The following is a 7171-nucleotide window of genomic DNA, read 5'->3' on the forward strand; positions in this document are numbered from 1 at the left end:
CCTATTTCCAGCAGTCCGAGCAGATCCCGACTTTCATCCGCCTCGCGGCGGGACAGGTCGTCACGCCGTCGGGCGCGAGCTGGCGCGCGGGCGGCCTGCTGGCGCAATTCCTGCCGCATTCCGAGGAACGTCGTCGCCAGGCCGATTTTCCGCCGGGCGACGCGCCCGAGGGCCATGGCGGCCATGAATGGACCGAGGACGAACTCTGGACCGAGGCGCAGGCTTTGGCCTCGACCGTCGAGGATCACGAATTGCTCGATCCCGGCCTGACCAGCGAGGATCTGGCCTATCGCCTGTTCCACGAACGCGGCGTGATCGCCTTCCCGGCGCAGGTGCTGCGCGACGCCTGTCGCTGTTCGAGCGAGCGCGTGGAGGGCATGCTGCGCAGCTTCACGCAGCAGGAGCGCGATGACATGGTCGGCGACGATGGCGCCATTACCGTGACCTGCGAATTCTGCTCGACGGTGCGGCGCTTCGATCCCGACGATTTCCGCGAGGGCTGACGGTTTCCGCGAGTCGACCCTGCTCCAATCCGCAGGGAACTTTTTCGCGTCGACAGCGTTGCTTGAGCTAAACGCCGCGCAATCCTTCGACGGGCGTCCGTAACCGGCCTTAGACCGGTCCGGATCAACGCAGGGGCGAGGCTCGGCCCGGCGCGACCTCCGCGCGTTTCCTGCGATGCGATTTTAGGGCGCAAGCCCTGCGAAACGTGGGGCTTTTCTTCGTCGCGTTCCAGCGCTGAGCCGCAGACAGGCGTGAGACGGAGGAAAAAATGTTACGCAAATTGTTGTTTGCCGCGACGGTTTTCCTCGCGGCCTTCCTCGTCATTCCGATGGAGACCATGGCGCGCGGCGGTCGCGGCGGCGGCGGGTTCCACGGCGGCGGCGGTCGCGGCGGATTTCACGCCGGCGGCGCGCGCGGCTTTCATGGCGGTTATCGCGGCGGCTACCGCGGAGGCTATGGCGGCCGCCGCGTCGCCTATGGCGCGGGTTACCGTAGGGGCGCTTACGCCGCCGGCGGCGTGCGGCGCGGTTATTATGGCGGCCGCTACTATGGCGCGGGGCGCTACTACGGCGCCGGCCGTTATTACGGCGGGCGCTATTGGGCCTATGGCTCGGGTGCGTGCTGGCGCTGGAATCCCGCCACAGGGCGCTATTTCTGGGTCTGCCGCTGATCCGGACGTCGGCTGAGCGCGGCGGTTTTTGGCAGGCCGCCGGTAACCCTTTCTTGCTTCATGCGTTTCTTTGACGATGGCGCATGAGTTCGCGCGGGGCGTCGCATCGCGTTCTGCTCGCGGCGCGCGGCGGCGGCGTTTCAGGGAGGAGACAATGTTGCGCAAGATCGTTCTGGCGGCGGCCGTCGCTCTTGCGACGGTTGTGGCCGCTCCGACGGACTCTTTGGCCTGGCATGGCGGCCACGGTGGCTGGCATGGAGGCGGCTGGCACGGAGGCGGCTGGCACGGAGGCGGCTGGCATGGCGGGGGCTGGCATGGCGGCTGGCGCGGAGGGTGGCGCGGCGGCGGCTGGCACAGAGGCTGGGCTTGGCGCGGCGGCTATTACCACCCCTATCGGCGCGGCTTCTATGGCGGCTGGGGCTATGGCGGCGGCTCGTGCTGGCGCTGGAATCCCTGGGTCGGACGCTGGGTCTGGGCCTGCTATTGAGCAGCGCGGCGTGAGATTCAGCCGCGATATTCCGCCCAGCACATCGGCGTCTCGAACACTTTGACGGACTCGAGCTGCGCCAGCTCAGGTTTGACGCGCGCGAAAATCCAGATCGCGATATTTTCGGCGGTCGGATTTTCCAGACCCTCGATCTCGTTCAGCAAATGATGGTCCAGCCGCTCCAACAGCGGCTGGAAGGCTTTTTCCACATCGAAGAAATCGACGATGAAGCCGGTATGCGCATCCACCGCGCCGGCGAGACAAAGCTCGACGCGATAGGAATGGCCGTGCAGCCGCCGGCAGCGGTGCGTTTCCGGCACATGCGGCAAATGATGCGCGGCCTCGAAGGTGAAGGCCTGGGTGATCGTCATTGTGGGCATGAAGGTTTTTCGATCTGTTTTCGCTGTTCGCGATGAATCGCGACCCGCGAGCCCCTCGCACGGGCTCGGCGTCGCGTTCGCTCCTAACCGGTTCTCACAAGTGAGAACCGGTCTTAGCGCCCCCGGCCCCGCAACAAAAGCCGAAATTCACGAGATCATTCAAACGCGATGTCGCGCCGGCGCGGGACGAGATGTTCGCCGCCGTCGATCGGCAGCAATTGGCCCGGCAGATCGGGCCGCGCGAGGAAGAAATGGATCGCCGCGCAAATGTCCTGCGCCGGCGTGGCGCGGCCGGTGGGGATCTTTTCGCTGTCGACCGCGAAACGCGCCTCCGTCTGCGGGCCGGAGGGAAACATCAGTCCGGGCAGCAGGCCGAACGCCCGCACGTCGGGCCGCCCCGCCGTCCGCCACAGTTCGGTCAAGGCGAGCAGCGCGGCCTTGCCGAGCGTATACGAAAAATAATCCGGATTGGGATTGATCAGCTTCTGGTCGAGAATGTTGAACACCGTCAGCAGGGCCTCGGGGCGTTTCGCGCGCGCGGCGGCCTCGATGATCCGGAACGGCGCCTCGGCGTGGACGGCGAGGCTCGCCGCGAGCAGATCTGGCTCGCCCCTGCCGGGAAAGTCATGGGTGAAAATCGAGGCGTTGTTGACGATCACATCGGGCGCCCCGAAACGCTCCGTGAGCGTGTCGCAGAAGCGCGCGGTCGCGGCGCGGTCGGCGAAATCGGCGATCAGCACTTCCGCCGCCGCGCCTTCTTTCTGCAGCGCCTCGGCAAGGGCCTGGGCGGCGTCGCGGGCGCTGTTGGCGTGCAGGATGACGCGATAGCCCGCGCGGGCGAAGGAGCGCGCCAGCGGCGCGCCGAGACGGCTGGTCGCTCCCGTGACCAGCGCCGTCTTCATTTTCCGGCGCTCCAGCGCGCGCGGGTGCGGAACAGATCGACGCCGGCGCCGCGCGTCTCGTTATAGATGTCGGGCTTGCGGATTGACAGCGCGCAGGCGACCACGCGCGGGTCGATGAAGCAGGAATCCACAATCTTGTCGGCCACCGTCTCGACTAGGTCGATATGGCCCTCGTCCTCCAGCGCGCGGATGCGGTTGCGCACGATGTCATAATCGATGATCGGCGCATCGGAGGCGCGCGGGGTGGTCAGCAGGGCGTAGAGCCGCACCGACACCATCAGCCGGGTCGGCCGTTCGGGATGCCGCTCCCAGGGATGCAGGCCGCAGGAGACATTGACGCAGACGTCGTCGAGCGCCACGACGATGTGGTCCTCGCCGGAAAACAGATCCTTCATTCGCTTCGCCTTGTTCGCATTCGCGTCAGTTCTTAGCCACTCGAACCCCGCGACGCAACGACAAGGCCCGGGGCCAACGTCCCAGGCTCCGGACCCGTAATCGGTAGGCGACCACCGCGGCGATGTGGACAGCAGAGAGAAGGTTTACGGCGCTTCGGTCATGGCGCGCGGGAACGCGCCGGAGTCAGGCGCGACCGTGGGCCGGCCTGACAAATAACACGCTGCAAGGGCGGCGAACGCTCCCCGCGCCGCTCGGTCCCCGCACGGGCGACCTACTTGTAATAGCCCACGCCGCAGGCGAAATCGTCGTCCACCCGCGTCACGAAGCTCGTCTTGGCGGACGGCTTCGGATCGGTCGGCTTTGCGAACAGGTAGCTAACCTCGGTGATCTCACCTTCCGGCTTCTGCCCCGCGGCGTAAATTTCCTGACCAAAGGCCTTGCCCGTCGGGTCTTTCAGGGTCCTGACGTCCTGGCCGAGCAATTCTTTCGCATTGGCGTTGCCCATGGCGACGAATTTCCCGTCCCCGACATTGGTGCAAAACACATAAATATCACGATCCCGGAAGCGGCCTCCGTCCTCGTTGAACATCTCGAACGCCTTCTCCCTGTTCACTTTCACCTCGGCAACCACATTCAAGAGCATTGCCTTGGCTGCGGCTTCGTCCGCCGGTCGCTCCGCCTGCTGAGCGAAAGCCGCGGGCGAAAGCGCGAGGACCACGGCGGACGCCGCGGCGATGATGATTTTGCGCACCATGTCATTTCCTCCTTGATTGCTGACTGAGACTCGCGTGCGCAGCAGGCGCCCGCAGCGGCGTTCCTTCCGTTTTTCTCGTCATTTGGGCGCCTCCCCCCGCAGCTTTTGCCGGAGGCTACATCACAGGCGCGTCGGGTGAAACATGGCCAATCCCCCACCAAAGAACGAGCGGGCTTTCGGCCCAAGGGACATAGGCGCCACTAAGCTATTGTTGCAGGGATCACTTTTCGCGTTTGACGGATTTCTGAATTCTGCGAGGCCAAATGGCTGTTCGCGAAGTATAGCGCCGCGCTCATCCCGACCATTTCATGGATTTGGAGCCCGGGAGACGGATATGAAAACCGCCGGGCGGCGCCGGCGGCTTCACTGCAGGTCCAAAGCGCTGGAAGCCTTACTTGGCTTCATGCTCCGCGCCGCTGGTGTCGAACTGCGAGATATAGGCGATGACGTCGGCGATCTGCTGGTCGCCCGTGAGACCCTTGAAGGTCATGTAGGTCGCGGGCACGTCGTGTTGCGGCTGCTTGAGATAGGAGGTGAGGGTGGCGACGTCCCAGACCTTGCCGGAATGCTTGTTGGCTTCCGAATAATTATAGCCCGGCACGGTGCCGGCGGGGCGCCCGATCAGGCCGTTCAGCACGGGGCCGTAAAAATTGGTCGCGCCCTTGCCGATATGGTGGCATTGGCGGCATTGGTTGAAGACGACTGCGCCAGCCTTGGGATCGCCCTTGATCGTATCGGCGGCCTGCGCGCCGATCGCCATTCCGGCGAAAAGCGCGGCGGAAAGAATGAGAACCTTGGCTTGCATAACCTCTTGCTCCGCTTGCTTGGGTTCGCCGCGCGACGGTCAGATCGCGTCGCCGGGGCCCCTCACGCTTGTTATCGGTGAATCATGGGCGTTGCGACATGATACAGAGCAATTAAACCACCTCGAACGCGTCCGTTCTCCCGTTATAAAGTCCTATTTTCAAGTCAGCAGGAAGGACAGCAACGAGCGCAATTCGGCGGGACGCACGGGCTTGCGCAGCATTTCGAGCTTGTGTCGCCGCGCCTCGTCCTCGGCGCGCGTGGAATGATCGGCCGTGACCAGCAGGGCCGGGGCCTCGCGGCCGCAGGCCTTGCGCACGGCCTGGATCGCCTGCGGCCCCAGCTCGCCATTGTTGAGATGAAGATCGGCGATGATGATCTGCGGCGGATTGGCCAAAGCCCGCAATTTCTCGACCGCCTCCGGCCCCGAGGTCGCCACGGCGACATCGCAGCCCCAGCGCTCCAGCAGCATGATCATGGCTTCGCTGACGGCGGGCTCGTTCTCGATCAGCAGAATCTTGGCGCCGGCGATCCGGTTGGGGAAGGCGCGGAATTGCGGGACCGCGGCCGGAGGCGGAGCCGCCTCGCGGCTGAGCGGGATCAGCACGGAAAAGGTCGAGCCGCGCCCGACCCGCGAGGCGAGCGAAACCGGATGGCCCAGCACCTGCGCGAAGCGCCGCACGATGGCGAGCCCGAGCCCGAATCCGGTCTGGCCGGGTATGTCGCTGTGCGCGCGCTGGAACTCCTGGAAGATCGCGTCGCGGCGGTCCTCGGGAATGCCCGGCCCGGTGTCGCACACCTGCACCAGCACATTGTCGCCGCGCCGCCGCACGCCAACCAGCACGCCGCCATGGGCGGTATAGCGCAGGGCGTTGGCGAGCAGGTTCTGCAAAATGCGCCGCAGCATGGAGGGGTCGGAGCGCACGGTGCGGCGCGTGGCGAAAATGCGCAGCTTCAGGCCGCGCTTCTGCGCGAAATGATCGAATTCGCGCGCCAGCGGCTCCATCACGTCATGGAGCTCGAAGGTGCGGATTTCCGGCTGCATCACCCCGGCGTCGAGCTTGGAAAGATCGAGCAGGGTGCGGATCAGGTCTTCCAGCGTCGACAGGCAGCGGTCGACCTGTTCGATCAGCACGCCGCCCTCCGGGCCGGTCTGCAATTCGCTGAGCGCGGAGAGTGCGAGGCGAGCGGCGTTGAGCGGCTGCAGCAGGTCGTGCCCGACCGAGGTGACGAAGGTAGTCTTGAGCGAACTCGCGGCCTCGGCCTGCCTTTTGGCCTTTTCGATCGAGCGCATCGCCTGCTGCAATTCCTGCGTGCGGCGGCGGACCTGGTGATCGAGCGCGATCGCGGTCTCGAACAGGGAAAAGGCGTTGAACTGGCTGTCGACCGAGCGTTCGACGCGCGACATCAGGGCGCGGTTGATTTTTTCCAGCTTGGCGATCTGGCGCCGCAGGTCCTCGGTCTCGTCGCGCGCGTAGAGGGTCATGTCGGCAGCTCTTCATCCTCGCGGCGATAGCCCAGCGCTATGCCGGTGAAGGTCTGGTTGACATGCATGGAGCGATATTGCTCGCCATAGGTATTGAAGCCTACGACGCGATGCTTGCTGTAGAGCTCCGACAGCCGGTGGGCGATCTGGTTGCGCTCGGCGCCGAGCCGGCGCAGCACGCAATCGAAGCCGATATAGAGCGAGACCGAGCCAAGCTCCGCCTCCATCCGCTCGAAGGTCGCGAGCGTGCTCTCGTAGGGGTCAAGCGATTTGGCGACGGTCAGCACCAGGCCCTCGTCAATGGCGCAGAAAAAACTCAGCGAGCCGTCGGCGTTCACCTTCTGGATCGAACGGGCGTAATATTGGCCGCCGACGCCCACCAGCACAGGATGCGACGCAAATGACGACGCATCGAGTGAACTTTCGATCAACCCGACCTGATGGGCATATTCCTGCGCCGCCGGCTCGGCGTTCAGCTCGCGCACCACGCGCAATTCGGTATCGGCGTCGGTGACGACCATTTTGAGCGCGGTCGGCTCGAAATAATCGCATTTGAAGGTGGAGAACGGGATGTCCGTGTGGAACAGCAGCAGCAAAGCGGCGTCGCGATAGACGGCGCCGTCGCGGATCATCCAGGTCTTCTCGAAAGACATGCTGTCGCCGGCCGAGCCGCCGACGATCGGAATGTCGTCCATCGCCGAATAGAGCGCCGAGATCACCGCTTCTTCGCGGCGGCACATGCCGTCGATCAGCAGCAGGCCGAAACAGCGGTCGGTCTCGCCTTCCGG

10 protein-coding genes are annotated in these 7171 nt (G+C 65.0%); 3 read left to right on the forward strand and 7 right to left on the reverse strand.

Going from position 1 to position 7171, the window contains the following annotated elements; translation table 11 throughout:
* From ACE3S9_RS11895 to ACE3S9_RS11905, 3 genes are all read left to right on the forward strand, one after another.
* The coding region (locus ACE3S9_RS11895; RefSeq protein ID WP_374546674.1) for an Hsp33 family molecular chaperone HslO at nt 1-503 on the forward strand (503 nt) is incomplete at its 5' end.
* Nucleotides 504-772: 269 nt separating this feature from the next.
* Nucleotides 773-1174, forward strand: coding sequence for a hypothetical protein (locus ACE3S9_RS11900; protein ID WP_374546675.1), 402 nt, complete (start codon nt 773-775; stop codon nt 1172-1174).
* A 154-nt stretch (nt 1175-1328) separates the two neighbouring features.
* Nucleotides 1329-1661, forward strand: coding sequence for a hypothetical protein (locus tag ACE3S9_RS11905; RefSeq protein ID WP_374546676.1), 333 nt, complete (start codon nt 1329-1331; stop codon nt 1659-1661).
* Nucleotides 1662-1678: 17 nt separating this feature from the next.
* Here the strand turns inward: ACE3S9_RS11905 and queD are convergent, their stop codons facing one another.
* From queD to ACE3S9_RS11940, 7 genes are all read right to left on the reverse strand, one after another.
* The gene (gene queD / locus ACE3S9_RS11910; protein ID WP_374546684.1) at nt 1679-2032 is read right to left on the reverse strand and encodes a 6-carboxytetrahydropterin synthase QueD; all 354 of its coding nucleotides are present in this window, start codon (nt 2030-2032) and stop codon (nt 1679-1681) included.
* Nucleotides 2033-2196: 164 nt separating this feature from the next.
* Nucleotides 2197-2943, reverse strand: coding sequence for an SDR family NAD(P)-dependent oxidoreductase (locus ACE3S9_RS11915; RefSeq protein ID WP_374546677.1), 747 nt, complete (start codon nt 2941-2943; stop codon nt 2197-2199).
* A complete protein-coding gene (locus tag ACE3S9_RS11920; RefSeq protein WP_374546678.1) occupies nt 2940-3338 on the reverse strand; it encodes a dihydroneopterin aldolase in 399 nt (132 codons plus the stop codon). Before ACE3S9_RS11920 ends, ACE3S9_RS11915 begins: the two co-directional genes overlap by 4 nt.
* Nucleotides 3339-3610: 272 nt before the next feature.
* Nucleotides 3611-4093 (reverse strand): cache domain-containing protein, encoded by a 483-nt coding sequence (locus ACE3S9_RS11925; protein ID WP_374546679.1) that lies wholly within the window; start codon nt 4091-4093, stop codon nt 3611-3613.
* A gap of 391 nt (nt 4094-4484) precedes the next feature.
* A complete protein-coding gene (locus ACE3S9_RS11930) occupies nt 4485-4898 on the reverse strand; it encodes a cytochrome c family protein (RefSeq protein ID WP_374546680.1) in 414 nt (137 codons plus the stop codon).
* A 159-nt stretch (nt 4899-5057) separates the two neighbouring features.
* Nucleotides 5058-6383: a hybrid sensor histidine kinase/response regulator gene (locus ACE3S9_RS11935; protein ID WP_374546681.1), complete on the reverse strand. Its 1326-nt coding sequence runs from the start codon at nt 6381-6383 to the stop codon at nt 5058-5060.
* Nucleotides 6380-7171: FIST N-terminal domain-containing protein (locus tag ACE3S9_RS11940; protein WP_374546682.1), on the reverse strand; the 792-nt coding region annotated here is incomplete at its 5' end. The genes ACE3S9_RS11940 and ACE3S9_RS11935, both read right to left, overlap by 4 nt.

The organism is Rhodoblastus sp. (assembly GCF_041915505.1).
GTDB lineage: Bacteria > Pseudomonadota > Alphaproteobacteria > Rhizobiales > Beijerinckiaceae > Rhodoblastus.

Coding starts and splice junctions, on each gene's coding strand:
- ACE3S9_RS11900 (WP_374546675.1), top strand. CDS start 773: ATGTTACGCAAATTGTTGTTTGCCGCGACGGTTTTCCTCGCGGCCTTC.
- ACE3S9_RS11905 (WP_374546676.1), top strand. CDS start 1,329: ATGTTGCGCAAGATCGTTCTGGCGGCGGCCGTCGCTCTTGCGACGGTT.
- queD (WP_374546684.1), bottom strand. CDS start 2,032: ATGACGATCACCCAGGCCTTCACCTTCGAGGCCGCGCATCATTTGCCG.
- ACE3S9_RS11915 (WP_374546677.1), bottom strand. CDS start 2,943: ATGAAGACGGCGCTGGTCACGGGAGCGACCAGCCGTCTCGGCGCGCCG.
- ACE3S9_RS11920 (WP_374546678.1), bottom strand. CDS start 3,338: ATGAAGGATCTGTTTTCCGGCGAGGACCACATCGTCGTGGCGCTCGAC.
- ACE3S9_RS11925 (WP_374546679.1), bottom strand. CDS start 4,093: ATGGTGCGCAAAATCATCATCGCCGCGGCGTCCGCCGTGGTCCTCGCG.
- ACE3S9_RS11930 (WP_374546680.1), bottom strand. CDS start 4,898: ATGCAAGCCAAGGTTCTCATTCTTTCCGCCGCGCTTTTCGCCGGAATG.
- ACE3S9_RS11935 (WP_374546681.1), bottom strand. CDS start 6,383: ATGACCCTCTACGCGCGCGACGAGACCGAGGACCTGCGGCGCCAGATC.